The 23,472-nt window shown below is 67.3% G+C and carries 24 protein-coding genes; 12 read left to right on the forward strand and 12 right to left on the reverse strand.

All coding sequences use genetic code 11. The features are described from left to right. Positions 1-164: 164 nt before the first annotated feature. Complete coding sequence (locus ACIA49_RS34470) at positions 165-656, forward strand: DUF6328 family protein (RefSeq protein WP_396382285.1); 492 nt, start codon at positions 165-167, stop codon at positions 654-656. Positions 657-747: 91 nt separating this feature from the next. On the opposite strand, the gene ACIA49_RS34475 is transcribed toward ACIA49_RS34470, so the two are convergent. Continuing rightward, the gene (locus tag ACIA49_RS34475; protein WP_396382286.1) at positions 748-1,056 is read right to left on the reverse strand and encodes a hypothetical protein; all 309 of its coding nucleotides are present in this window, start codon (positions 1,054-1,056) and stop codon (positions 748-750) included. 144 nt (positions 1,057-1,200) lie between these two features. Here ACIA49_RS34475 and ACIA49_RS34480 point away from each other — a divergent pair, with 144 nt between their 5' ends. From ACIA49_RS34480 to ACIA49_RS34490, 3 genes are read left to right on the forward strand one after another with little or no spacing between them, the layout of a single operon-like run. Next, positions 1,201-1,374 (forward strand): CGNR zinc finger domain-containing protein, encoded by a 174-nt coding sequence (locus tag ACIA49_RS34480; protein ID WP_396382287.1) that lies wholly within the window; start codon positions 1,201-1,203, stop codon positions 1,372-1,374. A 37-nt stretch (positions 1,375-1,411) separates the two neighbouring features. Beyond that, positions 1,412-2,920 carry an FAD-dependent oxidoreductase gene (locus ACIA49_RS34485; protein WP_396382289.1) on the forward strand — a complete coding sequence of 503 codons (1,509 nt, stop codon included), beginning with the start codon at positions 1,412-1,414 and terminating at the stop codon, positions 2,918-2,920. 1 nt (position 2,921) lies between these two features. Then, the gene (locus ACIA49_RS34490; RefSeq protein WP_396382291.1) at positions 2,922-3,299 is read left to right on the forward strand and encodes a VOC family protein; all 378 of its coding nucleotides are present in this window, start codon (positions 2,922-2,924) and stop codon (positions 3,297-3,299) included. Positions 3,300-3,336: 37 nt separating this feature from the next. Here ACIA49_RS34490 and ACIA49_RS34495 read toward each other — a convergent pair whose 3' ends face one another. Beyond that, positions 3,337-4,002, reverse strand: a complete 666-nt coding sequence (locus ACIA49_RS34495) for an HAD family hydrolase (protein ID WP_396382293.1) — start codon at positions 4,000-4,002, stop codon at positions 3,337-3,339. Positions 4,003-4,034: 32 nt separating this feature from the next. Beyond that, entirely contained in the window at positions 4,035-4,256 is a 222-nt protein-coding gene (locus ACIA49_RS34500; protein WP_396382295.1) for a DUF2945 domain-containing protein, read from the reverse strand. A 150-nt stretch (positions 4,257-4,406) separates the two neighbouring features. Between ACIA49_RS34500 and ACIA49_RS34505 the strand changes: the two genes are divergently transcribed. From ACIA49_RS34505 to ACIA49_RS34520, 4 genes are read left to right on the forward strand one after another with little or no spacing between them, the layout of a single operon-like run. Then, a complete protein-coding gene (locus ACIA49_RS34505; RefSeq protein WP_396382296.1) occupies positions 4,407-5,381 on the forward strand; it encodes an acyl-CoA dehydrogenase in 975 nt (324 codons plus the stop codon). Beyond that, positions 5,366-6,652, forward strand: a complete 1,287-nt coding sequence (locus ACIA49_RS34510) for a PIG-L family deacetylase (RefSeq protein ID WP_396382297.1) — start codon at positions 5,366-5,368, stop codon at positions 6,650-6,652. The genes ACIA49_RS34505 and ACIA49_RS34510 overlap by 16 nt, the downstream gene beginning before the upstream one ends. Next, positions 6,649-7,401: a glycosyltransferase gene (locus ACIA49_RS34515; RefSeq protein WP_396382299.1), complete on the forward strand. Its 753-nt coding sequence runs from the start codon at positions 6,649-6,651 to the stop codon at positions 7,399-7,401. The genes ACIA49_RS34510 and ACIA49_RS34515 overlap by 4 nt, the downstream gene beginning before the upstream one ends. After that, positions 7,385-9,493 carry a catalase gene (locus tag ACIA49_RS34520; RefSeq protein WP_396382301.1) on the forward strand — a complete coding sequence of 703 codons (2,109 nt, stop codon included), beginning with the start codon at positions 7,385-7,387 and terminating at the stop codon, positions 9,491-9,493. Before ACIA49_RS34515 ends, ACIA49_RS34520 begins: the two co-directional genes overlap by 17 nt. Before the next feature lie 42 nt (positions 9,494-9,535). Here ACIA49_RS34520 and ACIA49_RS34525 read toward each other — a convergent pair whose 3' ends face one another. After that, positions 9,536-10,708 carry an alcohol dehydrogenase catalytic domain-containing protein gene (locus tag ACIA49_RS34525; RefSeq protein WP_396382303.1) on the reverse strand — a complete coding sequence of 391 codons (1,173 nt, stop codon included), beginning with the start codon at positions 10,706-10,708 and terminating at the stop codon, positions 9,536-9,538. A gap of 145 nt (positions 10,709-10,853) precedes the next feature. On the opposite strand from ACIA49_RS34525, the gene ACIA49_RS34530 reads away from it, so the two are divergent. Continuing rightward, the gene (locus ACIA49_RS34530) at positions 10,854-11,273 is read left to right on the forward strand and encodes a hypothetical protein (protein ID WP_396382305.1); all 420 of its coding nucleotides are present in this window, start codon (positions 10,854-10,856) and stop codon (positions 11,271-11,273) included. A 96-nt stretch (positions 11,274-11,369) separates the two neighbouring features. On the opposite strand, the gene ACIA49_RS34535 is transcribed toward ACIA49_RS34530, so the two are convergent. Next, on the reverse strand, positions 11,370-11,837 hold the full coding sequence (locus tag ACIA49_RS34535) for a DUF6458 family protein (protein ID WP_396382307.1): 468 nt from the start codon (positions 11,835-11,837) through the stop codon (positions 11,370-11,372). Positions 11,838-12,005: 168 nt separating this feature from the next. On the opposite strand from ACIA49_RS34535, the gene ACIA49_RS34540 reads away from it, so the two are divergent. Next, positions 12,006-12,242 (forward strand): hypothetical protein, encoded by a 237-nt coding sequence (locus tag ACIA49_RS34540; protein WP_396382308.1) that lies wholly within the window; start codon positions 12,006-12,008, stop codon positions 12,240-12,242. An 89-nt stretch (positions 12,243-12,331) separates the two neighbouring features. Here the strand turns inward: ACIA49_RS34540 and ACIA49_RS34545 are convergent, their stop codons facing one another. After that, positions 12,332-12,754 (reverse strand): hypothetical protein, encoded by a 423-nt coding sequence (locus tag ACIA49_RS34545; RefSeq protein WP_396382309.1) that lies wholly within the window; start codon positions 12,752-12,754, stop codon positions 12,332-12,334. A gap of 90 nt (positions 12,755-12,844) precedes the next feature. Between ACIA49_RS34545 and ACIA49_RS34550 the strand changes: the two genes are divergently transcribed. Continuing rightward, positions 12,845-13,612 carry a GAF and ANTAR domain-containing protein gene (locus ACIA49_RS34550; protein WP_396382310.1) on the forward strand — a complete coding sequence of 256 codons (768 nt, stop codon included), beginning with the start codon at positions 12,845-12,847 and terminating at the stop codon, positions 13,610-13,612. 59 nt (positions 13,613-13,671) lie between these two features. Here ACIA49_RS34550 and ACIA49_RS34555 read toward each other — a convergent pair whose 3' ends face one another. Then, positions 13,672-14,385: a hypothetical protein gene (locus ACIA49_RS34555; protein ID WP_396382312.1), complete on the reverse strand. Its 714-nt coding sequence runs from the start codon at positions 14,383-14,385 to the stop codon at positions 13,672-13,674. A 295-nt stretch (positions 14,386-14,680) separates the two neighbouring features. On the opposite strand from ACIA49_RS34555, the gene ACIA49_RS34560 reads away from it, so the two are divergent. Further along, entirely contained in the window at positions 14,681-15,709 is a 1,029-nt protein-coding gene (locus ACIA49_RS34560; protein WP_396382313.1) for a LacI family DNA-binding transcriptional regulator, read from the forward strand. Here ACIA49_RS34560 and ACIA49_RS34565 read toward each other — a convergent pair. Genes ACIA49_RS34565 through ACIA49_RS34585 form a run of 5 tightly spaced genes read right to left on the reverse strand, consistent with a single transcriptional unit; the run spans position 15,682 to position 23,386 of the window. Then, a complete protein-coding gene (locus ACIA49_RS34565) occupies positions 15,682-17,637 on the reverse strand; it encodes a beta-galactosidase (protein WP_396382315.1) in 1,956 nt (651 codons plus the stop codon). The two genes, ACIA49_RS34560 and ACIA49_RS34565, sit on opposite strands and share 28 nt — an antisense overlap. Continuing rightward, entirely contained in the window at positions 17,634-19,820 is a 2,187-nt protein-coding gene (locus ACIA49_RS34570; RefSeq protein WP_396382316.1) for a carbohydrate-binding protein, read from the reverse strand. The genes ACIA49_RS34565 and ACIA49_RS34570 overlap by 4 nt, the downstream gene beginning before the upstream one ends. Before the next feature lie 8 nt (positions 19,821-19,828). Beyond that, positions 19,829-20,791, reverse strand: a complete 963-nt coding sequence (locus ACIA49_RS34575) for a carbohydrate ABC transporter permease (protein WP_396382317.1) — start codon at positions 20,789-20,791, stop codon at positions 19,829-19,831. After that, positions 20,788-21,735, reverse strand: a complete 948-nt coding sequence (locus ACIA49_RS34580) for an ABC transporter permease (RefSeq protein WP_396382318.1) — start codon at positions 21,733-21,735, stop codon at positions 20,788-20,790. Before ACIA49_RS34580 ends, ACIA49_RS34575 begins: the two co-directional genes overlap by 4 nt. Continuing rightward, positions 21,719-23,386, reverse strand: coding sequence for an extracellular solute-binding protein (locus ACIA49_RS34585; protein WP_396382320.1), 1,668 nt, complete (start codon positions 23,384-23,386; stop codon positions 21,719-21,721). The genes ACIA49_RS34580 and ACIA49_RS34585 overlap by 17 nt, the downstream gene beginning before the upstream one ends. Positions 23,387-23,472 lie beyond the last annotated feature (86 nt).

Raw genomic sequence — 23,472 nt, forward strand, 5'->3', positions numbered from 1 at the left:
GGGAAGCTCAGCCCACAGCACATTCCAGGGATGGCAGTCACGGTGGAGGCTGACCGCCCGCTCGCAGCGTTACCGGCGGTACGGCGTACTAGGACTGCATGAATCCGGCGGCGGCAGGGAACTGGAATTCCCTTCAGGCGCACTCGACGGATGAAGGGCCCGCCATGACCCGTTCACACGCCGGCTACACCCGCGAAGAAGAAGACTCGGGTGAACGCCTCGACCGGCACTGGAACGAACTGCTGCAAGAACTGCGCCTCGCCCAGACCGGCACCCAGATCCTGTTCGCGTTCCTGCTGAGTATCGCCTTCCAGAGCCAGTTCCAGGCCGCCGACCAGTTCACCCACGTCGTCTACGCAGCCACGCTGATCGCGTGCGCCCTCGCGGCGGCGACGTTCCTCGCACCGATCTCCTTCCACCGCATCGTCCACCGCCAAGGCCTGCGCGACCAGCTCGTCGTCATCACCGACCGTTTCACGCGGATCGGCCTGGCGTTCCTCGTCGCCGCGATCACCGGGGGTGTCCTGCTCGCCATCGATGTCGTTCTGTCCCGCCACATCGCGCTCATCACCGTCGCCGTCCTCCTGCTCTGGGTCACCCTCTTCTGGCTGGTCATCCCCTTGGCCGTGCGCGCCAGAGCAACCGAACTGGCGTGATGGCACGGTGGCGAACAGAGCGACAGCAAGCAGAGCGGCACGAGTCAACTGACTGTCGCGATGCGCTCTGGCGCAGATTCCAGGCTGGCGATCAAGTGGTCGAGCGGTGATGGGCAGGTCGCGATTGCAGCGGCATCGGGCACTCCGGTTCGCTCGTGGCGTCGTCCTTGCCGTAGGCAACCAGTGGGCAGCGCGTGCAGTAGAGCAGCCCGTCGTCGGGGTCGGCCACCAGCTCGTGGCCTCGGGTGCGCCCGGCCAGTGAACAGGTCGTGCGCCACACTTCGTCCAGATCGGCAAAATGCGCCGCACACCGCAGGCAGGTCAGTGCACTCGGCCTTGGCCCGGCATGCGTCACTCGGAAAACCTCAGCCACCCGATGGCCGTTGATCTCGGTGAACATTCGGCGCGGCCACCTCCCCCGGCTCTGTCGTCGCGCTCGCTGTGCCCCGATCCGGGGCAATCCATGCACGCACGAAGCGATGAGCCGGAGACCCGATGCCTACGGCAACCGGAACACCGCGCGTGTCCCGATCTGTGAGCGGGTGTGTTTCCGGGTCGCGAAGGAGACGCCGACCGTGACGACCGCCACGATCTCGCGTTGTGCGACGCCCCCGGATGCGGCCAGCTCTTCTTCCAGCGCCGTACCAACCAGGCCTGGTGCGGCCCCGGCTGCGGCAACCGCGCCCGTGTCGCTCGCCACCACCAAGGACACAGCTAGATCTGCATCGCCGATTCCGGGTGGGTACCGGCGCCGTATGACGACGTCCACATCCGTATGGCTGGCCACTGCCGATCCACCCCGGTACGAGAGGATCAACGCCGATGTGCGGTCCGGGGTCCTGGTGGTGGGCGGCGGCATCATCGGGCTGACCACCGCTCTGGAACTCCAGCTGACCGGAGCCGACGTCGTACTGCTCGAGGCCGATCGGATCGGCGCTCGGACCAGCGGGAACACGACCGGCAAGGTCACCTCGCAGCACGGAGCGATCTATGCCGCTCTGGCCGACCGGCACGGTCTGGAGACCGCCGGTCAGTACGCGGCCGCGAACCAAACCGGTGTCGAGCGAGTCGCGGAACTCGTCGACCGGTTCGCCATCGACTGCGAGTTCGCCCGTACGCCGGCCTTCGTCTACGCCACCGATGAGACTGACCTTCGGCACGAAGCCGATGTTGCGGCGAAGCTCGGGCTGCCCGCGCAGTACGCCGATCCCGCCGAGCTGGGTCTACCGCTCACGGCCACCGGCGTGGTCCGCTTCGACGACCAGGGACAACTGCACCCGACGCGCTACCTCGCCGGTCTCGCGCAGGCCTTCACCCAGGCCGGCGGCCGGATCTTCGAGAACACCCGGGTGACGGCACTCTCGGCCGACGACGACGGCATCACTGCCGAGACCGAGCCGGGCGCCGTCGTACAGGCCCAGCACGCGATCGTCGCGACCCTGCTGCCGATCGGAATCCTCGGCGGGTATTTCGCCCGGACCCGGCCCCAACAGTCCCATGGCATCGCCGTCCGCCTGCCCGTCCCGGCACCAGCCGGGATGGCGATCTCGGCCAACGGCCCCACCCGGTCGACCCGCCCCTGGCCAGGTGGCGGACCCAACGGGCTCATCATCGTCGGCAGCGACCACGAGGTCGGCGACCAGACCGACACCGACGACGCCTACCGCAAACTCACCGACTGGGCGAGCTCGCTCTGGGACCACCGCATCGAACCCGAATACCGATGGTCGGCCCACGACTACAGCACCCCCGACCACCTGCCCTACGTCGGCAAGGCACCGGGTTCACCCATCCTGGTTGCCACCGGCATGCACAAATGGGGACTCAGCAACGGAACCGTTGCCTCTGGCATCCTTCGTGACCTCGTCCTCGACCGTGCCAACCCTTTCAGCACCCTGTACGACGCCGGCCGGATCGGCGACGCGCACGCCGTCGCCGGCCTGGTGAAGGACAATCTCAAGGTCGGCAAGGAGTTCGCCGCCGGTCACCTCCGCCGCCTGCTCGGCGGCGGCCTGGACCACCTCGAGGTCGGCGAAGGCGGCCTGTACGACGTCAACGGCCACACCGTCGGCGCCTACTGCGACCACGACGGCCAACTCCACACCGTCGTACCGGTCTGCACCCACCTCGGCTGCCCACTGCGCTGGAACCAAGGCGACACCACCTGGGACTGCAACTGCCACGGCTCCCGCTTCACCGCCGAGGGCGCAGTCCTCGACGGCCCCGCCACCACCCCACTAGCCAAACCCGAACTGGGAGAATGACATGCCTGCGAAGCTCGTCGCCACCGTGCTCGGTACGCCGGACCCACCGGTACTGGCAGCCTTCTACCGCGACCTCCTCGGCTGGCCCATCACCAGCAGCGAACCGCACTGGGCCCGCCTCCGCCACCCCGACGACGACCGCCCCGGCCTCAGCTTCCAGCTCGAAACCGACCACACCCCGCCGGCCTGGCCCCAGCAACCCGGCGACCAGCAGATGCAGGCCCACCTCGACGTACAGGTCGACGACCTGGAACGCGAAACCGCCCGCGCAGTCAGCCTCGGGGCGACCGTCGAAGACCACCAGCCCCAACCCGACGGCGTACGAGTCATCCGCGACCCCCACGGACACATCCTGTGCCTGTTCCTCCCAGGCTTCTGAGAAGTCCCCGACGACGAGCCGGGCGCCACAGCTGCTGTCAGGCCAGAGCGGTGTCATCCAAGGCGTCGGCGAGGTCTCCGGGGGTGTCGTAGATCGCGACGGCACCCGCGTCCCGAAGCTCGTCGTCGCCGAAGCCGCCAGAACGTACGACGATCGCCGGCATGCCGACCTTCTTCGCCGCCTTGATGTCCCACACCGAGTCACCGACCATGACGCTCGAGGCACGCGCGGACGCGCCCAGCTTCTTCAGCGCCACCTGGAGCAGGTCCGGAGCCGGCTTGGACGACTCGACGTCGGCGCTCGTGGTCCAGCCGTCGACGAGGTCTCGCGCATCCAGCTTGTCCAGGAAGACTTCTACGTGGCGCTCCTGGGCCGAGCTGGCCAGGACCAGCGGGTGCCCGCGGTGCTTGATCGCGACGAGCAGATCGCGGGCTCCGGGCAACGGTGCCATCTCGGCAAGCAGCGCGTCGACCTCTTCGCCCTGTCGTTCGCGGGCACGATCGCCGACCCGTCGCTCCAGGTCTTCCCCATCGAGTGCGGTCAGAATCTGATCGCCGCCCATGCCGATCAGCCGGTGCAGCTGCCAGACGGGGTAGGTCTCCCCCACGAACCGCAGGGCCCGGTACCACGCGAGCGCATGGTGGTAGTTGGAATCGATGAGCGTCCCATCGATGTCGAGAACGGCAATAGCAGAATCAGCCACGTCTGCAGGTACCCCTCATCCCCGGGTCTCAGTCATCGGGTGCTCCGGTGCCGAAGGGCACCCGGCTTGTGGACCGCCGTACCGCCGGACTTCTCGCTCCGCACGAGATATTGCGGCTCGTCGGGCGAGGCATCCACGGTCCGGCCGCCGGCCTCCGTCCGTTCGGTGATGCGGCGCTCCACCTTCCCGTACGCCGTTCCACCGTGGCTGTCCCACTCGACCAAGTCACCGACGTGAAACTCCTGCTTGGCCATCACGCACCGACCTGATTTTCAGCCATTGCTTCGTGATCCTCCTCCACCGACGGACCCCCTCGGTACCCAGCGAAAGCGAGATCACACGACCTTTTGCTGCGTCCGCGCCGGCCCTGAGCCGAGCGTTTCTTCCGCGGGTACCGGCGCGGCATGAGTCCGCGTCGTGATGCGTCATCCGTGGCTGCCGAGCTGCGGCAGTTGGTGAGGGACGGCGATCTCGAGGTCCCGGAGCCGGGGACGGGCCGAACCATTGATCGATGGGCCGCGCTGGCTCTGCTCGGCCATCGGGATCTGGCCTTGGCCCGGCTCGCCGAAGGCCACCTCGATGCGGTGTCGATCTTGCGGCAGGCCGGCCGCCCCGTACCGGGAAACACCTTGTACGGCGTCTGGGCGGCCCGGTCCGGTGGAACCGGGGCGATGGTGGCCGATCACCGGCTGACCGGGACGGTCCGGTTCTGTTCAGGCGCGCACAGTCTGGACCGGGCGTTGGTGGCGGCATTGACTCCGGACGGCGAAGGCCTGCTGTTCGACATCGATCTGAACGATCCCCGGATCGAGCGGCGGCCGGATACCTGGCAGGCGGTCGGGATGGACGCCTCGGACAGCCCGGACGTTGTCCTCGGCAACGTTCCGGTCAGCGACGACGACCAGGTCGGACCCGCCGGCTTCTATCTCGACCGCCCCGGCTTCTGGTGGGGCGGCGGCGGTGTCGCGGCCGTCTGGTTCGGCGGCGCCCGGGGCCTGGTCGACCGGGCGATGCGGTACCTCCAGGCAGGGCTGGGACCCGACGAGCACCAACTGGCTCATGTGGGCGAGCTCGAGGCCACCTTGGCCGCGGCCGCGGCGCTGCTGACAGCCACTGCCCGGCTCATCGACGAGTCACCTCAGGCCGGTGTCATGCGTGAGATCTGGATCCTGCGCGCCGCGGTCGAGCAGGCCGTCCGGGCAACGATCGATCAGGTCCCGCGGATCACCGGGCCCACCCCGCTGTCGCGCGACCGGGCTTTCGCCCAGGCTCTGACCGACCTCCAGGTCTACGTCCGCCAGCACCACGCCGAACGCGACCTGGCCGCTCTCGGCCGGTTGATGAGCGAAGGAAAGGACCACACGTGGCCCGAGCGGTGACCGACGAATCCGATTGGCGACGTTTTCTCGACCAGCAGGACCTGCCGCCGTTCGAGACCGGCGGTCTGCGGCGAGTGGCCGTGCTGGCCGCGCACCCCGACGACGAGACGCTCGGCGCGGGCGGCGTCGTACAGGTTCTGAAGGCCGCCGGTGCGGCGGTCTCCCTCATCGTGGCCAGCGATGGCGAGGCAGCCTTCCCTGCCCTCGACTCCACTGCCCGCGCCGAACTGGCCGCCGTACGCCGAGACGAGCTCACCCAGGCGATGGCCGTCCTCGGTCTCGAGTCCGCCGCCGTCCATCTGCTAGGTCTTCCGGATTCGGCCGTCGCCGAACACGAAACCGAACTGACCGAACAGCTCAAGCCCCTGCTGCGCGACGCGGACTGCGTCATCGTGCCGTGGCCTGGTGATCCCCATCCCGACCATGCCGCGGTGGGGCGGGCCGGCCTGGCCGCAGCCCCGGTCCACGCCCACCGATGGTCGTACCCGATCTGGGCCTGGCACTGGATGAACACCGCCGAGCCGACGCTCCCCTGGCGGCTCGCGACGCGGTGCCCCCTGGACGACGACCAGCAGGTCCGCAAACAGATCGCGATCAAGGCCTTCGAGTCCCAGCTGGTCATCGGACCGAACGGCGAGGACCCGATCGTCGACGGCGCCATGCTCACCCACTTCGACCGCCCGTACGACGTTCTGTTCCGCGAACCCGCGATCGGCTCCGCACCGATCGGACGCTTCGCCGACCTGTACGCGACCCAGGACGACCCGTGGCACACCGCCGACAGCTGGTACGAGCGGCGCAAGCGTGCTGTCGTCCTGGCCAGTCTCCCGGCCGAGCGCTATCGCCGGACGCTCGAACCCGCGTGCGGTCTTGGCGCGTTGACCGCGCTGCTCGTCCAGCGAAGTGACCAGGTGATCGCCTTCGATCCCGTCGACGCCGCCGTACGCCAGGCCGCGGAGGCGGCTCCGAGTGCCGAGCTGAGTGTCGCGGCCCTGCCTGCGACGGCGACGGACGAACCGGTCGACCTGATGGTGCTGAGCGAGATCCTGTATTACCTCGGCGACGACGATCTGCAAGCCAGCCTCGACAATCTCCTCCGGTTGCTGGAACCAGGTGGCCACCTGCTCGCGGTGCACTGGCGGCCCTGGGCTCCGGAAGCGCCTCGTGACGCGGCGGCCACACACCAGGTGCTTCGGGACCGCCCCGAACTGGACCAGCTGGTCGAGCACGTCGACGAGGATTTCCTGCTGCACGTGTTCGTCCGCCGATGATCCGGGCCGCTGGCATCGTCGTACCCGCCCACAACGAGGAGCACCTGATCGCGGGATGCCTGCAGGCGCTCCGGATCGCGATGGAACCGGTCGCCGTACCGGTCCAGGTCTGCGTGGTCGCCGATCGCTGCACCGACGCGACCGCCGAACTCGCCAAGGACGAACTGCCCGGCGTCGTCGTCCTGCACAACGTCGTCCGGCGACCACTCGGCCAGGTCCGGGACCTCGGCATGCAGTACCTACTACGGGCCTTTGGCAACTATCCGCGCGACCAGGTCTGGCTGCTCGGTACGGACGCGGACACCCGGGTACGTCCCGACTGGATCCAGCGGCAACTGGACCATGCCCAGCGCGGGGTCGACGCGGTGACCGGTCTGGTCGACCTCGAGCCTGCCCAGCACCTGACGGCCGACGTCCGGTCGGCGTACCAGGCCCTGGTCGCAGCGCGGACGCGTCCCGCCGATCACGATCACATCCACGGCGCGAGCTTCGGTGTCAGGGCTTCGGCGTACGCCGGTGTCGGTGGCTATCGCGCCCTCGACACAGGTGAGGACCGCGACCTGTGGTTCCGGCTGGAAGCCGCCGGCTACGTCATGCTGCAGCCCCGCGATCTCGACGTTCTCACCAGCTCCCGGCTCCGCGGGCGGGCGCACGGCGGGCTGGCCGATCTCCTGACCGCGATGTGTACGCCGGGGGTACCGGTTGCGGTCGGCATCGATCAGGAGGAACCTCATGCCCCCGAAACGTAAGGCTTCCAGCGCCCCTCGCCGCGCGAGTGCGGCGCCCGAAGCACCTGCACGCTCCCCGGAGGACCGACCGGTCGGCGCCGCCGAGGGCAAGCTTCAGACCAGTTCGCTGCTCACCACCGCGCAGGGCGTCCGGCTCCCGGACACCGATCATTCGCTGAAGGCCGGAACGCGCGGCCCGACGCTGATGGACGACTTCCACCTGCGTGAGAAGATCACCCATTTCGACCACGAGCGGATCCCGGAGCGCGTCGTGCACGCCCGCGGAGCGGCCGCACACGGAACCTTCACCGCCTACGGGAACGCCGCCGCCGCGACCAAGGCCGGTTTTCTGCAGGGCAAGCAGGAGACGCCGGTGTTCGTGCGGTTCTCGACCGTGCTCGGCTCGCGCGGATCCGCCGACACCGTGCGCGACGTCCGCGGCTTCGCGGTCAAGTTCTACACCGACGAGGGCAACTTCGATCTGGTCGGCAACAACATGCCGGTGTTCTTCATCCAGGACGGCATCAAGTTCCCCGACATCATCCACGCCGGCAAGCCGCATCCCGACCGGGAGATCCCGCAGGCCCAGTCGGCGCATGACACGTTCTGGGACTTCGTCTCGCTGCACACCGAGGCGACCCACCACGTGATGTGGGCGATGTCGGACCGCGGCATCCCGCGGTCCTACCGGACCATGGAGGGCTTCGGCGTCCACACCTTCCGGCTGGTGAATGCCAAGGACGAGACCTGCCTGGTGAAGTTCCACTGGAAGCCGGTCGCGGGCATCCACTCGCTGGTGTGGGAAGAGGCGCAGATCGCGGCCGGGGCCGATCCGGACTTCCACCGCCGGGACATGGCCGACGCGATCGACGCCGGTACGCCGTTGGAGTTCGAACTCGGGATCCAGATCATGCCGGACTCCGAGGACCAGACCTTCGAGGGCATCGACCTGCTCGATCCCACCAAGATCGTGCCCGAAGAGCTGTGTCCGGTACAGCTGATCGGCAAGCTCAGCCTGGATCGCAATCCGACCAACTACTTCGCCGAGACCGAGCAGGTCGCGTTCCACACCGGCAATCTGGTCCCGGGGATCGAGGTGACCGACGACCCGTTGATGCAGGCCCGGCTGTTCTCCTATCTCGACACCCAGTTGACGCGCCTCGGCGGACCGAACTTCACCCAGTTACCGATCAACTGCCCGCACGCCGCGGTCAACGACAACCTGCGCGACGGGATGCACCAGACCGCGGTCCATCGCGGCATCGCGCCGTACCTGCCGAACAGTCTTGGCGCCGAGGGTGAGCCGGTTCCCGCCGAGGTGGATGAGGGCGCTTTCGTCCATGTACCGCGTGAGGTCAGCGGGGCCAAAGTTCGGGAGAACCCGGCGTCGTTCGCCGATCACTTCTCGCAGGCGTCGTTGTTCTGGGCGAGCATGACCGAGGTCGAGCGGGTCCACATCATCGAGGCATTCACCTTCGAGCTCGGCAAGTGCTACGAGCAGCCGATCCGCGAACGGATGCTCGGAGTCCTCGCCAACGTCGACGCCGAGCTGTGCGCGGCGGTCGCAGCCGGCCTCGGTCTGCCCGCACCGAAGGGCACCCCGGTCGCAGACGCCGTGCCGTCGCCCGCGCTCTCGCAGATCATCGTGGAGCCCGGACCGATCGCCGGACGCGTGATCGGCGTGGTCGCAGCCGACGGTGCCGACCTGCCCGGGATCACCAAACTGCGGCGTGCGGTCGAGGCTCAAGGCGCCGTACTGCGGCTGCTCGCGCCCGTCGGCGGCACGATCAAACGTGCCCGGTCGACCCAGACCGTCGAGCGGACCTTCCTGACCACACGCTCGATCGAGTACGACGCCCTGGTCGTTGCTGACGGCAACCCGGAGCTGCAGGACATCAAACTGACCGTCCTGCTCGGTGAGCTCTTCCGGCACTGCAAGACGATCGGTGCCTGGGGCAACGGAGTCGAGGTACTGACCGCGGCCGGCATCGACACCACCGCGCCCGGGATCGTCCTCGGCGACGCGATCGGCAAGCCCTTCACCACCGAGCTCTTCGCCGCCGTCGGCCTGCACCGCGCCTGGGACCGCGCCGCCCAGGTGATGGCCGAGTAGAAACCGCGCACCGGCCGATCGGCGATCGGCCGGTGCGTCCTGTTACGGGGTGAGCAGGATCTTGACGGCGCCGTCGCGCTTGTTCTGGAACATGTCGTAGGCATCCGGACCTTCGGACAGCGCCAGGCGGTGGGTGGCGAAGGAGTCGACCTTCAGCGGGTCGTCGTCGCCGAGCAGCGGGAGGATGTCGTCGCTCCAGCGGCGGACGTTGGCCTGCCCCATCCGGAGCTGGATCTGCTTGTCGAAGATCGTGAGCATCGGCAACGGATCCGCCATCCCGCCGTACACGCCGACCAGCGAGATCGTGCCACCCCGCCGGACGGCTTCGACCGCCAGCAGCAACGCCGCGAGGCGATCCACTCCTGCCTTCCGCATCAGCGGCCCTTGGACGGCGTCGGGAAGCAAGCCGGCCGCCTGCTGCGCGAACTTCGCGCCCGGTGAGCCGTGCGCCTCCATGCCGACCGCATCGATCACCGAGTCCGGTCCGCGACCGTCGGTCAGGTTCCGGATCGCCTCGGCCACGTCATCGGCGTACTCGAGCGTCTCGACGCCGTACAGCCGAGCGCGTTCCAGCCGCTCAGCGACCAGATCGACGCCGATCACGCGATATCCCAGGTGCAAAGCGATCCGGCAGGCCATGTCACCGATCGGGCCGAGACCCAGTACGGCGACTGTGCCGCCGTCCGGGATTCCGGCGTACTGGACCGCCTGCCAGGCCGTCGGCAGCACATCCGACAGGTAGACGAAACGATCGTCGGGGGGACCGTGCGGGACCTTGATCGGCCCGTAGTGCGCCTGGGGGACGCGGAGATACTCCGCCTGTCCGCCAGGGACCTGGCCATAGAGCTTGGTGTAGCCGAACAACGCCGCGCCCATCCCCTGATCGCGCACCTGAGTGGTCTCACACTGCGTCTGCAGATTCTGGTCGCACATGAAACACGCACCACAAGCGATCTGGAACGGTATGACGACGCGGTCGCCGGCCTTCAGGTTCGGCACCGCCGAGCCCGTCTCCTCGACGATCCCCAGCACCTCGTGCCCGAGCACGTCACCCGCGTCCAGGAACGGGCTCATCACCTCGTACAGATGCAGGTCCGATCCGCAGATCCCGCTCGACGTCACCTTGACGATGGCGTCCGTCGGATCCTCGATCCGCGGGTCCGGCACCTCGCCGTACTCGATCTTCCGTTTGCCTTGCCAGGTCAGCGCCTTCATGAATCCGCTCCAGACTTCGTCGTCACCCCGATGGCATCTCCTTGCCGAACCTGCCCGGTTCCCGGCCGTGGGCCACCCATGCGATGGCGTCGTCACCAATTCGCGGTACTGCGTTGACCAGTCACCGCTTGGGTACCGAAGGGGCATGAACGACCTACCGGCGGAGTTCCAGCGACCTGACGGCGTCAGCACGACCACCGTCGAAGCAGTCGGCAAACTGACCCTCGCGATGGAGACGGTGATCCGTGCCCGCGGCGCCCTGTACGAGTTCCATCAGCTGACGGGCAAGGCCGACAACGAACTCGCCGAGGCGATCGCACTGCTCCGGTCCGGCGGTCACGACGACCTCGCCGACCAGGTCGAACGCGAGATCGCCGGACGCAATGTCAACGAGGGTCGCTGGACCTTCCAGATCGTCGAGGACTACGAGCGCACCTACTACGAGCCCTTCGTCGCTCGTCATCACCAGGTCCGCGACCAGCTCACCCCGGATCGGGGACACCAGCGCGAGGCCGAGATGAAGCAGGAACGCGCCACCCCGGACGAGCCGGCCCACGGGTTCTGAGCACGGCGGTACGGCGGGATCGGTCAGGAACTCGACAACACACGGCCGGTCGGCCGCGAGCGCTTCCACAGAACGCCAGTCCCACATCGGCTCCGGTCATCGGCGCGACTGGAAACGGGTGCGCAGGCGCGAGCTCCAGGAACTCCTCGCCGGTACGGCGCGGTCCGGCCTGGCGCGCATTGGAACGCGGCGCTCAGGGACCTCGATCTGCAGCCCGTTCGCGGCCGGATCCAGGTCGACGTGCCGCTCGGTCGCCACCCTCGGGACCTCCGCAACCGGCATGGTTGCCTGGTCGACGGGTTCCTCGGCAGCCGAGCTGGGCGCATCGCCCGGCGCCGGTTCCTGGACGGCGCGGTACTCCTCCTCGACGGCCGGATCCATCGACTGGCTCTCGACCCTCCGGCGCTTGTTCGTGATGCTGTACGACAGCCAGATACCGGCCGCGCCGGCCAGCATGATGATCAGGCCGACCACCGTCAGATCGACGGCTCCGCTGCGATCGCGCACGCCGAAGGCGAGGATCGCCCCTACCGCCATCAAGAAGATTCCGAACCCGATACTCATGACGCCTCCCGTTGCGGTCACCGATACCGCCCCGGTGCCCACCACTACACAAAGCAATCAATCGTTACAAACGGTAGCGATTGCGGGCAATTACGGAGGGTACCGAAAGTCCACAAGGCGTGACGATGTTGCGCACGGCAAGCACCAGGAGCGAAGGGTGAGTTCACGATGAGACGTATCGGACGAGCGATCGCGGTGGCCGGAATCGTGGCGGCGGTGACCGGCGGCGGGATGACCGCAGCATCGGCACAGCCCGTTGGAACCCAGTCGGAAGGCGAGGTGTCGTGCGGCTACGTGTACGACGCCTGCGTCAGGCAGTGGTACGACTACGGGTTCGTGAAGAACTACATCGTTGGCGAGATCTACTACCGGGGTGGTGGCTACTACTTCTACTGGTGGAACTGACCCCGGACGCCGGCCGCGGCCAGTCTCCATCCCGGACTGTGCAGCGGCCGGTAAGTCAGGCTCAGCCGCATCATTGGGCCGGAGCTCCGTCAGTCGGTGGGCTTGGGGCCCTGGGCCGCTCGGGAGCGGGGGGTGCTGTTCTCGTCGGGCGAAGCGTCTTGCTGGTCGAGGTTGCGTTGGTAGAAGTCGTAGGCGGCTTGTTTGCTGACGCCGAGGGCGGTGCCGACCTGGCTCCAACTGGAGCCTTCCTCGCGGGCTTGGCGGATCATGTGCCAGCGGGCGCCGGTGAGGAGTTCCACCACGCGGCGGCTGGCGCGCAGCGCTTCGAGTCCGGTGACGCCGGGTAGGTCGCCGAGGGCTTTCACCAGAACCTGGACGGAGTGTCCAGCGTGCTCGTCGTGGGCGATGCGGCGTTCGTAGTTCGCGCGCTGATCGCTGACTCGCAGTACATCGAGCAGCTCCTCAAGGCCCCTGTTGTCTGTCGGCGCCGGAGGCTGCGTCGCGTCACCCATGGTCGTCAACCTATCTTGACGTCTGATGAATGTCACTTGACATCGTCAAGCTACCTTGACGCATCCTCGTCGTCAAGTTACCTTGACGATATGAGTACAGATGCCCTCCCCAGCGTGCGGCACACCGAGCGGTACAGCTCCGGACTGGCGGACGTGACGCAGATCCGGCCACGTGAGGTGGCGTCGGCGGAGCAGTTCGCCCAGCTCGCGGTGGATCTGCACCGGACCGGTGGCGTGGAGGAGACCATCGAGGCGGTCGTCGAGTTCGCGCTGCAGGCGCTGAACTGCTCACACGCAGGCGTCGCGCTGGCGTCGAATCGTGGCCGGAAGCTGGAGATTCCCGCGGTCACGCATCCGGTCGTGGCCGAGATCTTCCGGCATCAGGTCGCCGGTGGGGCGGGTCCGTTGACCGAGTCCCTGCGCGACCACTCGACCGTGTACGTCGCCGACACCGCCACCGACGACCGCTGGCCCGAATGGGCGGCCACGGTGGCCAGACTCGGCGTACGAAGTGTCCTCGACGTCCCGCTGACCACCGGAAGCGAGATCGTCGGCGCTCTCGGTCTCTACTCGATCCATCGGGACGGATTCGGTGCCGACGACGAGGCGATCGCGCACATCCTCGCCCGGCATGCCTTGGTCGCCGTCGTCACCGCGCGCAACGAGACCCACATGGCCGCCGCGGTGGACGCCCGCAAGCTGGTCGGCCAGGCGATGGGCATCTTGATGGAGCGCTTCGACGTCGACGGTGACCGCGCCTTCGCCATCCTCAAGCGCTACTCCCAGGACAACAACCGCAAACTCCGCGACGTCGCCCAAGAACTGATCGACACCCGCAAACTGCCACTCCACCGCTAGTCCCTGGGCCGAACAGCGACGAGGCGCCGCCAGCCGGCAGCGCCTCGCCAGGGTCGGGGTCAGGAGTAGTTGACCGAGTAGCTGTTGCTGGTGAAGTTGAGGCCACCGCTGGACGAGGTGATCTCGAAGCCGAACTGGACCTCGGCGACAGTCGCGTCACCCATCCAGCCTTGGCTGCGGATCCAGTTGAGGACGGCCTTGATGTCGACCGAGCCCGAGTTGGTGTTGCTGGTCCGGACGAACGAGAAGACCGCGTTGGAGCCGTTCGAGCCCTTGTAGACGTCCCAGCTGTGACCGCCGACCGAGGTCGAGGTCTGGCGAGAGCCGATCGGACCCACAGCGCCCTGCTTGTTCATCCAGAGCATGATTTCGTAGGTGGATCCGTCGGCCCAGATGTCGTAGGCGCTGGTATAGGCGCCACTGCCCGGCCTGGACACGTTGAAGTTGCTTGTCAGGCTGCCGAGCGAGCTGATCCGCTTGCCGACGTTGCGGGCCGAGTGGGGGTAGGCCTTCACGCCGCCGGTGTTCGGATGGTCGGCCCAGACGCCCCAGTTGCTGTAGGAGTTCGCCCAGATGGACTGGGCCCCTGCACCGCCGCCCCAGACATCGTTGCGGACCGTGTATCCACCGTTCGACCAGCTGCCGAACTTGTCGCTCGACGACCACGCGGCGGCGTTGGCCGGCAGCGCGGTGGCGAGCAGAGCGGCCAGTAGCGTCACCAGCGCCACGACTGCCTTTGCCGGAGTCAATGAAGGCCGAAGCCTGTTCTTCATCATCGTGTTCCCTTCTCGGAGTGGGCGTCGGCGACAGGAATCGAAGCGCTTCGATATTGCTTCGAAAAAAAGACGGGAGGGACCCGTCACCGACTCCAGGGATCAATCATGTCGAATTCGATTCGAATTCGACAGATGCACCGGGATGCATTTCCCGGCGATCGCCATCACTATGCAATGCGCGCAGTACCGGGTCAATATCTCGGCGAGCGAACTCTTGACGCGGCCCGGGGAAATCACCACAGTGGTATCGTCGAAGCGCTTCGACTGCCTAAGTCATCCCGGAGGTAGGGCCATGGTGACCATCGCCGACGTCGCTCAGCACGCGGGCGTGGCCGCCAGCACCGTGTCCTATGTTCTCAGCGGGAAGCGCTCCATCTCTCCCGAGACACGCCAGCGCGTGCACGCGAGCGTCGACGCCCTCGGCTACCGCCCGAACGCGAGCGCCCGGGCCCTGGCCTCGAACCGCTCCAACGTGCTGGCTCTCGTCATCCCCCTGCGCGCCGGGATGCACGTACCGGTGATGATGCAGTTCGCGACCGCGGTCGTGACGACAGCCCGCAGGTACGACCACGACGTCCTGTTGCTGACCGCCGACGAAGGCGCGACCGGCCTCGAGCGAGTCCAGCAGAGCGCCCTCGTCGACGCGGTCGTCGTGATGGACATCGAGCTGTACGACGAGCGGGTGCCGCTGCTGCGCGCGCTTGATCTGCCGTCGATCCTGATCGGGTTCCCGCTGGATGCCGAGGGTCTCACCTGCATCGACCTCGACTTCGTCCGGGCCGCGGAGCTCTGCGTCGACCACCTCGCCGACCTCGGTCACCAGCAGATCGCCCTGCTCGGGACGCCGTCGGCCGTGTACGAACGGCAGACCGGATTCGCCCACCGCACCCGGGAGGGATTCCGCGCGGGCATCGACCGCAGGGGCATCCACGGCGTGGAGACGCCGTGCGAGGCCACCCATGAGGCGGTCCTGGCGACGGTCGAGCAACTCCTGCGCGAAGAGCCCGACCTGACCGGCCTGGTGGTTCAGAACGAGCCGATCATCGGCCCGCTGCTCGATGTCCTGCGCAGCCTCGGCCGACGCGTCCCGGAGGACATGTCGGTCCTGGCCATCTGCGCCGACGACGTCGCGGAGGCTCAGCGCCCGAAGCTCTCGTCGGTCGCGATTCCGGCCGACGAGATCGGGCAGCAAGCAGTCGAGCTTCTGATCAGCAAGCTCGATGGACTCGCGCCGCCGGCGGGAACGCTCGTCCCCGCCGTCCTTACCGCGCGATCGAGCAGCGGCCCCGCGCCTCAGCCGGGTCCCTCCACCACCGCCTGACCTCCCGGCTGCAGCATCAAGGCGCCCTCGACGGGCCGACCACTCACAAGATCGTGCCCCGAGATCTCGATCGTGGCCGCGGCGGCGCCATGGTTCAGCAGGAAGGTCCACGTCGTCTCAGCCCGCCGTCGGCGAACCATCTCGACACCGTCCGGCAGGTGAGGCACCGCGATGCCGGCTCCCTGGCAGACCGTCTCGACGAGCAGCCGGTACCCAGGGTCCGCGAGCTGTGTCGAGACGTACCAGGCCACTCCGCCGCCGAAGGAGTTCCGAGTGATCGCCGGCTCCCCGGCCAGCGGCCCGGTGGCATAGACGTCCACCACTTCCGCGCCCTCCGGATCGACCTGTTCGCTCCACCATCGCCCTTTTCCGGCGTCGACGAGTTCGGTCTCGGCGACCGGATAGAACTCCTCGACCCGGATTCCGAGCAGGTCGCGGAATGCACCCGGGTAGCCGTCGAGAAAAACCCGGCAGTTCGGGTCCACAATTCCACTGAAATAGGTCACCAGTACCTGCCCGCCGGCCGCGACGTATTCCCGCAGCGCGGCCGCATGAGCAGGATCGACCAAATACAGCGAAGGAACGACGACCAGCCGGTACGGCGTCAGGTCCGCCCCTGGATGAATGACGTCGGTCCCGATCCCGGCGTGCCAGAACTGCCGGTGCGCTGAGCGAACTGCCTCCAGGTAATCGAGGTCTGACGACGGGAGGTGTGTCCCCTGCATCGCCCACCAGGCCGCGCTGTCCCAGAGCACGGCGACCTCAGCCTCGACCTCACTGCCGCTCACCTCGCCCAACTGTCCCAGGAGACTGCCGAGTTCGCAGGCTTCCAGGAAGCGCCGGGACTCCTTGCCGGCGTGCGGGACCATGCCGGGATGGAACTGCTCGGCCCCACCGGCTGACGCCCGCCACTGGAAGAACAGCGCACCGCGCGATCCTCGGGCAACGTGCGACAGACTCATCCGGGTCATCCGGCCCTGCTCCTTGGTGCGCAGACGCGTTCCGTCGCCGATGGCGCCAGGAGCCTGCTCCATCAGCAGCCACTCACCGCGCCGCGCCCATCCCCTGGCCTGGTCCGCCGCGAAGGCGGTCTGCTCTTCGGGTTCCAGACCGCTCCCGGACGGGTAGTTGTCGATGGCAACGAGATCGACGACATCGGCCCACTGGCTGTGATCGACCGGCACCCAACCACCGAAGACGAAGTTCGTCGTGATCGGTACGTCGCGGTTCGCCGCCCGAAGGATCGTCTGCTGTTCCTTGAAGGCCGCGAGCAGCTCGTCCGACCAGAACCGCCGATAGTCGACGTGCTGGGCGGGATTGACCAGGTACTGCGTCGCGCGGGGCGGCATCACCTCGGCCCAATCGGAGTACCGCTGGCTCCAGAACGATGTCGTCCACGCGGCGTTGAGCGCGTCCAGGCCGCCGTACCGGCGCACGAGCCAGGTCCGGAAAGCAGCGGCGGCCTGGTCGCAGAAACACATCGTGCCGTACTCGTTGTGGACGTGCCACATCGCCAGCGCCGGATGATCGGCGTACCGGTCGGCGAGCACGCCGCAGATCCGCGCGGCCGCCTCGCGGTAGGCCGGCGAACAGACACAGTACGTGTCACGGCTGCCATGAGTCAGCCTCGTCCCGGACGCCGTGACCGTGAGGGCCTCCGGGTGCTTCAGGCTGAACCAGGGTGGTGGCGATGCGGTCGGCGTCGCCAGGTCCACACCGACACCGTGCTCGGCGAGCAGGTCCAGCACGGTGTCGAGCCAGCCGAACTCGTACTGTCCAGGACGAGGTTCGAGATTCGACCAGGAAAAGACACCGACCGTGACCAGGTTCACCCCGGCCCACTGCATCAGGTCGGCGTCCTCCTTCCAGGTCTCGGGCGACCACTGCTCGGGGTTGTAGTCGCCGCCGAAGTACAACGTCCTCGTCACCACAGCTCTCCGTAAGGAATCCCAAGTCCGTTCGTGGACACGTAGACCCGGCCGTACACGCGCGGATCACCCGTGATCGCGTCGTTGGTCGACGCGTACTGGTGCTGGTCGTCATTGACCCGGATCCAGCTACCACCGCCGTCGTCGGACCGGTAGATCCCCGACTTCCCGGCTACCTTCGCCGACGTGTACGCCGCCATGTGTGAGCAACCCGGTCGAGCCTTGCCGAACCCGATGGTCAGGGCCTCGTCGACCGCGGTCAACCGAGTGAAGGTCAGACCGCCGTCGGTTGAGCGATACAGACCACCGCTCCCGCCCGCGAGCCAGCAGTGCCCGGCTCGATCCAGAACGGTCTCCAGCTTGGCCTGCGACAACACCAAACCCGTTGCCGTCGGCACGAAAGTCCGCCCACCGTCAACACTCCGGTACGCCGTTCCGGTCGCGGCAACGACCGCGTAGAACGAGGCTGGGTCGACGCGGTCGGCGACCACCGCAACGTCCTTCGGCAGCCCTTCCACCGGCGACCAGGTAGCGCCCCGGTCCCGGGAGAAGTGCGGAACGATATCCCCCGGGACCCAGAGCAGCGTGCGCGCATCGGTGCTGACGGCAACCTTCCCGGTCTGCGTCAGCCCCGCGGGCTCTCCAGGGAACGGCGCCCACGTCTTGCCCGCGTCCACCGAGATCGCACCCCGCTCCCCCGGCCCGGCATTCGCCAGTCGGACAACGAAACCCGGCGTCCGAGCGGCGTAGTCAAGACTCGGTGACGTACCGCTGACCGGGTTCGCCGCCTGACCATCAGCCGGTACGACGTCCAGCCGGTCGTGCCGGTAGACACCGATGTCGCCAAGCGCACTGATCAACGGCGGTCCCCACGGCGGGCTGATCAGGTCCAGCACCGCAGTCTCCTCGAGCCCTTGAGCCCGCACTGACCAATGCGTACTACGCCCACGCTCGGCGTTCGTCACGTCGTCGGTACCGAACACCGTTGCCCCGGTCACGTACATGACCTTGTCCGAGTCGAACGGGTCGATCGAGATGTCACCGATCATCCAGCCCAGCTTGGCTTTCTCCCCATGGAACAGCAGGTACGGCGCTCCGGACACGTCCAGCTCGAGGTGCTCGGCAATCGAGTGCCACGTCGCGCCGCCGTCGATCGAGCGGAAGACGTCGTCGACCGGTCCCCACCGACTCATCGTCGACACCATGACCACACCAGGTCGGCGCGGATCGAGGGAGAGACCGGCGTACCCGAATCCGGCCTCACCGCCGGTGTTAGGCCGCAGCGGCGTGATGTCGGTCCACACCCCGGTCTTGGTATCGAGTTTGTGGACGGCGCCGTCGTACATCTCGTACGGACCCGGCAAGTCTCCGTAGGTCACGTAGAGACAGCCATCCGGGCCGAGCTCACCATGGTGCGGCATCAGACCGGTCGGCTGTCCGGCGATCGGCTGCCAGGTAAGGCCCGCGTCATCACTGCGGTACAGCGGCGCCGCTGGATCGGACACACCCACGTAGAGCGTCGGAGTCGGCCGCCCACGGCGAGCACTGCGTGGATCGAAGAGGACGAAGCCGAGCCCGATCCCCGCCGTACCGGTGCTGGGGAAGCTGTCGACGCGGGCCCACGTGACGCCGCGATCGGTGCTGCGCCACAAGCCTTGGTTGCGGGTTCCGAAGTACAGGACACGACCGTCGCGCGGATCCACCGCGAGCCGCTCGCCCATCGAGCGTCCGGGCTCGTTGCCACCGAGTTTGAACGGCAGATCCGTGCGTTCGAACGTCCGGCCCTGATCGCTCGACCGCAGGATCGCCCCGTTGATCGGGGACCACTCGTTGGTATAGGTCCCGACCGCGAGATACAACCGCCGCGGATCCGCCGGATCGAGGGCCAGGCTCTCGACCCCGGTGAGGCTCCACTCCTCGAGGCTGACCCAGTTCAGCAGCTGGACCCAGCGCTGGGTGCGCTGGTCCAGCCGGGCCGCGCCGCCGATGTCGGTGCGTAGGTAGACCAGGCCGCGCTGCCTGGGGTGATGGACGATGCCCGTGACGAACCCACCGCCGACGATCTCGACGTTGCGCCAGCGATACCGCTCGCGTTGGCTGGCAGCGGCGGGCTGAGTAGAGGTCGCGGCAACGGCTGCAGCTCCAGCGCTCAGCGCCAGGAAGTTCCTTCGCTTCAGATCCATGGTTCTGATCACCCCTTGACCGCGCCGATGATGACGCCCTTGGTGAAGTGCCGCTGGATGAACGGATAGGCCAGCAGCACCGGTACGACGGCGATCACGACGATCGCCATCTTGATCGCCAGCGTCGGTGCGGGCGCCAGGTTCATCCCCGGCGACGCCGCGATCCCGCCGGCCCCGGACGGCAACTGCTGGGCCTGCACGATGTAGGTCCGCAGCACGAGCTGCAGCGGCCACTTGTTGTTGTCGTTCAGATAGAGCAAAGCGTTGAAGAACGCGTTCCAGTAGCTGACCGCGTAGAACAGACCGACGACGGCCACCACGGCCTTGGACAGCGGCATCACGATCCGGGTCAGAATGCCGAACTCACTGGCACCGTCCACCCGGGCACTGTCGATCAGCTCGCCGGGGATGCCCATGAAGAACGAGCGCATCACGATCAGGTTGAACGCCGAGATCGCCGTCGGAAGGATCAGCGAGGCATAACTGTCGATCAGACCGAACGAACTCACGAGCAGGTAGCTGGGGATGATGCCCGGCCCGAACAGGAACGTCAGCAGCACCACGAACAACAAAGGGCGATGAAGCAACGATCCCGGCCGCGACAGCCCGTACGCCGACAGCACGGTGATCGCCAGGCTGAACAGAGTCCCCACCACGGTGATCCCAACGCTGACCACCAGGGCCTTGGTGACCACTCCCCCGGACAGCAACTGGACGTACGCCGACAGGGTCAGTTCACGTGGGACGACCACCAGACCGCCGGCCCGGGTGACCGCTTCGGTACTCGACAGGCTGGTCACAACCACGACGTACAAGGGGAAAGTCACGGCCAGCACGACCAGTCCGAGGATCACGCCCTTGCTGATCCGGCCGGGAACCGACGGCGGCTCCTCCCAGGCCGGGCGATCGTTCTCGACGGCCGCCCGGCGCCGCATCAGCCGGGCGGGCAGCGTCAGATGAGGAGACGTCATGACCGCGAATACACCCCCTGCTCACCCATCATGTGGGCGAATCGATTGGCGACCAGGATCAGCACGAGCCCCACGACTCCCTTGAACAGTCCGGCAGCAGCGCCGTACCCGAAGTCGCCGACGAGCAGGCCCTGGTAGTAGACATAGGTGTCCAGCACCTCCGACACCTCGGCACCGACAGCAGCCCGCTGCAGGATGAACTGCTCGAAGCCGACGGACAGCGCGTCCCCCAATCGGAGGATCAGCAACAGCACGATCACCGGGCGCAGGCCGGGCAGCGTGATGTGCCACAGCCGCCGCCAGCGGTTCGCGCCATCGGCGGCCGCCGCTTCGTACAGCGCCGGATTGATGGTGCTGAGCGCGGCGAGGAAGACGATCATGCCCCACCCCGCGTCCTTCCAGACCGCTTGCGAGGTGACCAGCAGCAGGAAGGTGTCGGGGTTGGTCATCAGGTCGAACGCACCGTGCCCGTGCGTGCGCAAGGTCTGGGCGAGCAGGCCCGAGCCGCCCAGCATCTGCTGGAACAGCGAGACGACCAGCACCCAGGAGAAGAAGTGCGGCAGGTACGCCACGCCCTGGATCATCGTCCGCACCCGCACCGAGAGCACGCTGTTCAGCAACAGCGCCAGGAAGATCGGGATCGGGAAGAAGAACACCAGCTGGAACCCGGTGATGGTCAACGTGTTGAGCAGCGCCGACCAGAACTCCGGCTCGCTGAACAACCGGGCGAAGTTGCCGAACCCGATCCACTCGCTGCCCCGGATCCCGGCGTACGGCGAATAGTCCTGGAACGCGATCACGTTGCCCAGCGTCGGGAAGTAGTGGAAGACCCCGAGCAGCACGATCACGGGCGACACCATCAGGAGCAACGGCCAGTCCCGGCGGAAGCGCTGCCGCCAGTTGGCGCCGGACCTGTGGCGGCGGGACTCAGCGACCGTTGTCACTGAGCACCTTCGCATAGAAGTCGCGACCGGCGTCGCCGCCCTTGGTCTGCCACTCCTTGATCGCGACCTTCAGGTCGCTCATCGGCCGCCGGCCACGATAGATGTCCTGCAGTTTGTCGTCGAACGGCTGGGCCAGCGCGGCGAACTTGGCCGGCTGCTCGACCCGGATCCCCTCGAAGAGGTTCTTCTCACGGACCTTCGCGATCGCGTTCTGCAAGGCGCTCATCGACTCGACATAGCCGGGGTACTCACTCGTCGTGATCGCCAGCGGGCGGCCACCGAGGAAGATGTAGGTGGGCGCGATCTCCTTCTGGCCCAGCGGGGTCAGCTTCGGCGCACCGGACGGCTGCCGGGTGTAGTGCTTGCCCTCGACACCGTAGTTGTAGAGCTGGTTCTCCTCGGTACCGAACGGCGCCGCGGTGTAGTTCAGCACGCCCAGCAGCTCCGCGATGCGGTCGGCGGGGAGCCCCTTCTTGACGAAGGTGAAGATGCCGGCGGGGTCACCGGACCAGATGATCGGCGTCCCGCCGTCGTGGGCGAACGGCAGCACCGCGTCCATCTTGAACGACGGGTTGACGGCCTGCTGGCGTTGCAGCGTCTCGCCCCAGGTCCCGGTGCCGTCCTGACGGATCAGGACCTGACCGCCTTCGAACAGCGGCTTCTGGTCGGCGCTCGCGTTCGCGACCACCTCGGGGTGCACCCAGCCGTTCTGGAACGTCTTCCGGATGAAGGCCACGGCCTCCTCGAACTCCGGGGTCTCGATCTTGTTGATCAGCTTGCCGCTGGAGTCCTTGCGCCAGTTTCCGGGTACGCCGTACGCGCGCTGGACCTCGTCGGCGATCGAGCCGAACGCCCACTGCTTGCGTTTGGCATCGGTCAGCTGCTTGCCCAGGGCCTCGAGCTCCGCGATCGTCTTCGGCGGCTGCGCACCCACCTTGTCCAGCAGGTCCTTGCGGTAATACAGCAGCCACGGGATCCCGTCGGACGGGAACGGAACTGCCTTGAGCTGGTTGTTCCACACCGCGTACGCCCACGCCGACGTCGGCAGGTTCGCGAGCATCGGGTACGGCGAAACCTTGTCACCAGCAAGGTGTGGGGTCAGGTCCTCGAACAGCTTGTCCACGGCCTGGCCGAAGCGCGTCAGCCCGCCGATGTTCCAGCCCGGGATGCAGAGCAGCTCCGGAATGTTGCCCGCAGCAAGGAGCGGACCGAGCTTGTCACCGTAGTCGATACCGTTGACGATGTTGAACCGGACCGGTGCGCCGATCCGCTCGTTGTTGGCGGCGTAGTAGGAGTTGCTGCCCAGTCCGGGCGGGGCCGGGGCCCACAGCGGGGTCATCGCCGTGACCTCCTTGCCGCTCTTCACCGGTGCTTCGGCCACCGCTCGCGTGAGCTGGGTCGGGTACTTCGTGAATCCGGGGGCAGCACCACCCGCACCCGGCAGATCGGGCTTCACCCCTTCATAGGCGGTGTACTTCGGCAGGAGTCCGGTCAGCTTGTCGGTGGACTCAGCATGCCCGGCCGTGGTCGAACCACCACCGCCGTTCGAGCAGGCGGTCAAGGACGCGCCGCCGGCGACTGCCGCCGTACCGGCTCCGACGAGGGCGAGAAAACTCCGGCGGTTCGGTCCGCTGCTTCCAGTTCCGGTCACAGTGAGTCCCTTCTACTGGGAACGACGGACGTTCCGAGCTACAGTTAGTTTGGCTTGACGCCAAACAAACTAAACGATGCGCCGGG

The organism is Kribbella sp. NPDC051587 (genome assembly GCF_044453945.1).
Classification (GTDB): domain Bacteria; phylum Actinomycetota; class Actinomycetes; order Propionibacteriales; family Kribbellaceae; genus Kribbella.

What these genes read in the sequence shown, in the direction of transcription:
- ACIA49_RS34530 (WP_396382305.1), top strand. Translation starts at nt 10,854, where the DNA reads ATGAACGACCTACCGGCGGAGTTCCAGCGACCTGACGGCGTCAGCACG.
- ACIA49_RS34475 (WP_396382286.1), bottom strand. Translation starts at nt 1,056, where the DNA reads ATGTTCACCGAGATCAACGGCCATCGGGTGGCTGAGGTTTTCCGAGTG.
- ACIA49_RS34520 (WP_396382301.1), top strand. Translation starts at nt 7,385, where the DNA reads ATGCCCCCGAAACGTAAGGCTTCCAGCGCCCCTCGCCGCGCGAGTGCG.
- ACIA49_RS34515 (WP_396382299.1), top strand. Translation starts at nt 6,649, where the DNA reads ATGATCCGGGCCGCTGGCATCGTCGTACCCGCCCACAACGAGGAGCAC.
- ACIA49_RS34525 (WP_396382303.1), bottom strand. Translation starts at nt 10,708, where the DNA reads ATGAAGGCGCTGACCTGGCAAGGCAAACGGAAGATCGAGTACGGCGAG.
- ACIA49_RS34555 (WP_396382312.1), bottom strand. Translation starts at nt 14,385, where the DNA reads ATGAAGAACAGGCTTCGGCCTTCATTGACTCCGGCAAAGGCAGTCGTG.
- ACIA49_RS34570 (WP_396382316.1), bottom strand. Translation starts at nt 19,820, where the DNA reads ATGGATCTGAAGCGAAGGAACTTCCTGGCGCTGAGCGCTGGAGCTGCA.
- ACIA49_RS34505 (WP_396382296.1), top strand. Translation starts at nt 4,407, where the DNA reads ATGAGTCCGCGTCGTGATGCGTCATCCGTGGCTGCCGAGCTGCGGCAG.
- ACIA49_RS34535 (WP_396382307.1), bottom strand. Translation starts at nt 11,837, where the DNA reads ATGAGTATCGGGTTCGGAATCTTCTTGATGGCGGTAGGGGCGATCCTC.
- ACIA49_RS34545 (WP_396382309.1), bottom strand. Translation starts at nt 12,754, where the DNA reads ATGGGTGACGCGACGCAGCCTCCGGCGCCGACAGACAACAGGGGCCTT.
- ACIA49_RS34500 (WP_396382295.1), bottom strand. Translation starts at nt 4,256, where the DNA reads ATGGCCAAGCAGGAGTTTCACGTCGGTGACTTGGTCGAGTGGGACAGC.
- ACIA49_RS34485 (WP_396382289.1), top strand. Translation starts at nt 1,412, where the DNA reads ATGACGACGTCCACATCCGTATGGCTGGCCACTGCCGATCCACCCCGG.
- ACIA49_RS34540 (WP_396382308.1), top strand. Translation starts at nt 12,006, where the DNA reads ATGAGACGTATCGGACGAGCGATCGCGGTGGCCGGAATCGTGGCGGCG.
- ACIA49_RS34550 (WP_396382310.1), top strand. Translation starts at nt 12,845, where the DNA reads ATGAGTACAGATGCCCTCCCCAGCGTGCGGCACACCGAGCGGTACAGC.
- ACIA49_RS34560 (WP_396382313.1), top strand. Translation starts at nt 14,681, where the DNA reads ATGGTGACCATCGCCGACGTCGCTCAGCACGCGGGCGTGGCCGCCAGC.
- ACIA49_RS34490 (WP_396382291.1), top strand. Translation starts at nt 2,922, where the DNA reads ATGCCTGCGAAGCTCGTCGCCACCGTGCTCGGTACGCCGGACCCACCG.
- ACIA49_RS34575 (WP_396382317.1), bottom strand. Translation starts at nt 20,791, where the DNA reads ATGACGTCTCCTCATCTGACGCTGCCCGCCCGGCTGATGCGGCGCCGG.
- ACIA49_RS34470 (WP_396382285.1), top strand. Translation starts at nt 165, where the DNA reads ATGACCCGTTCACACGCCGGCTACACCCGCGAAGAAGAAGACTCGGGT.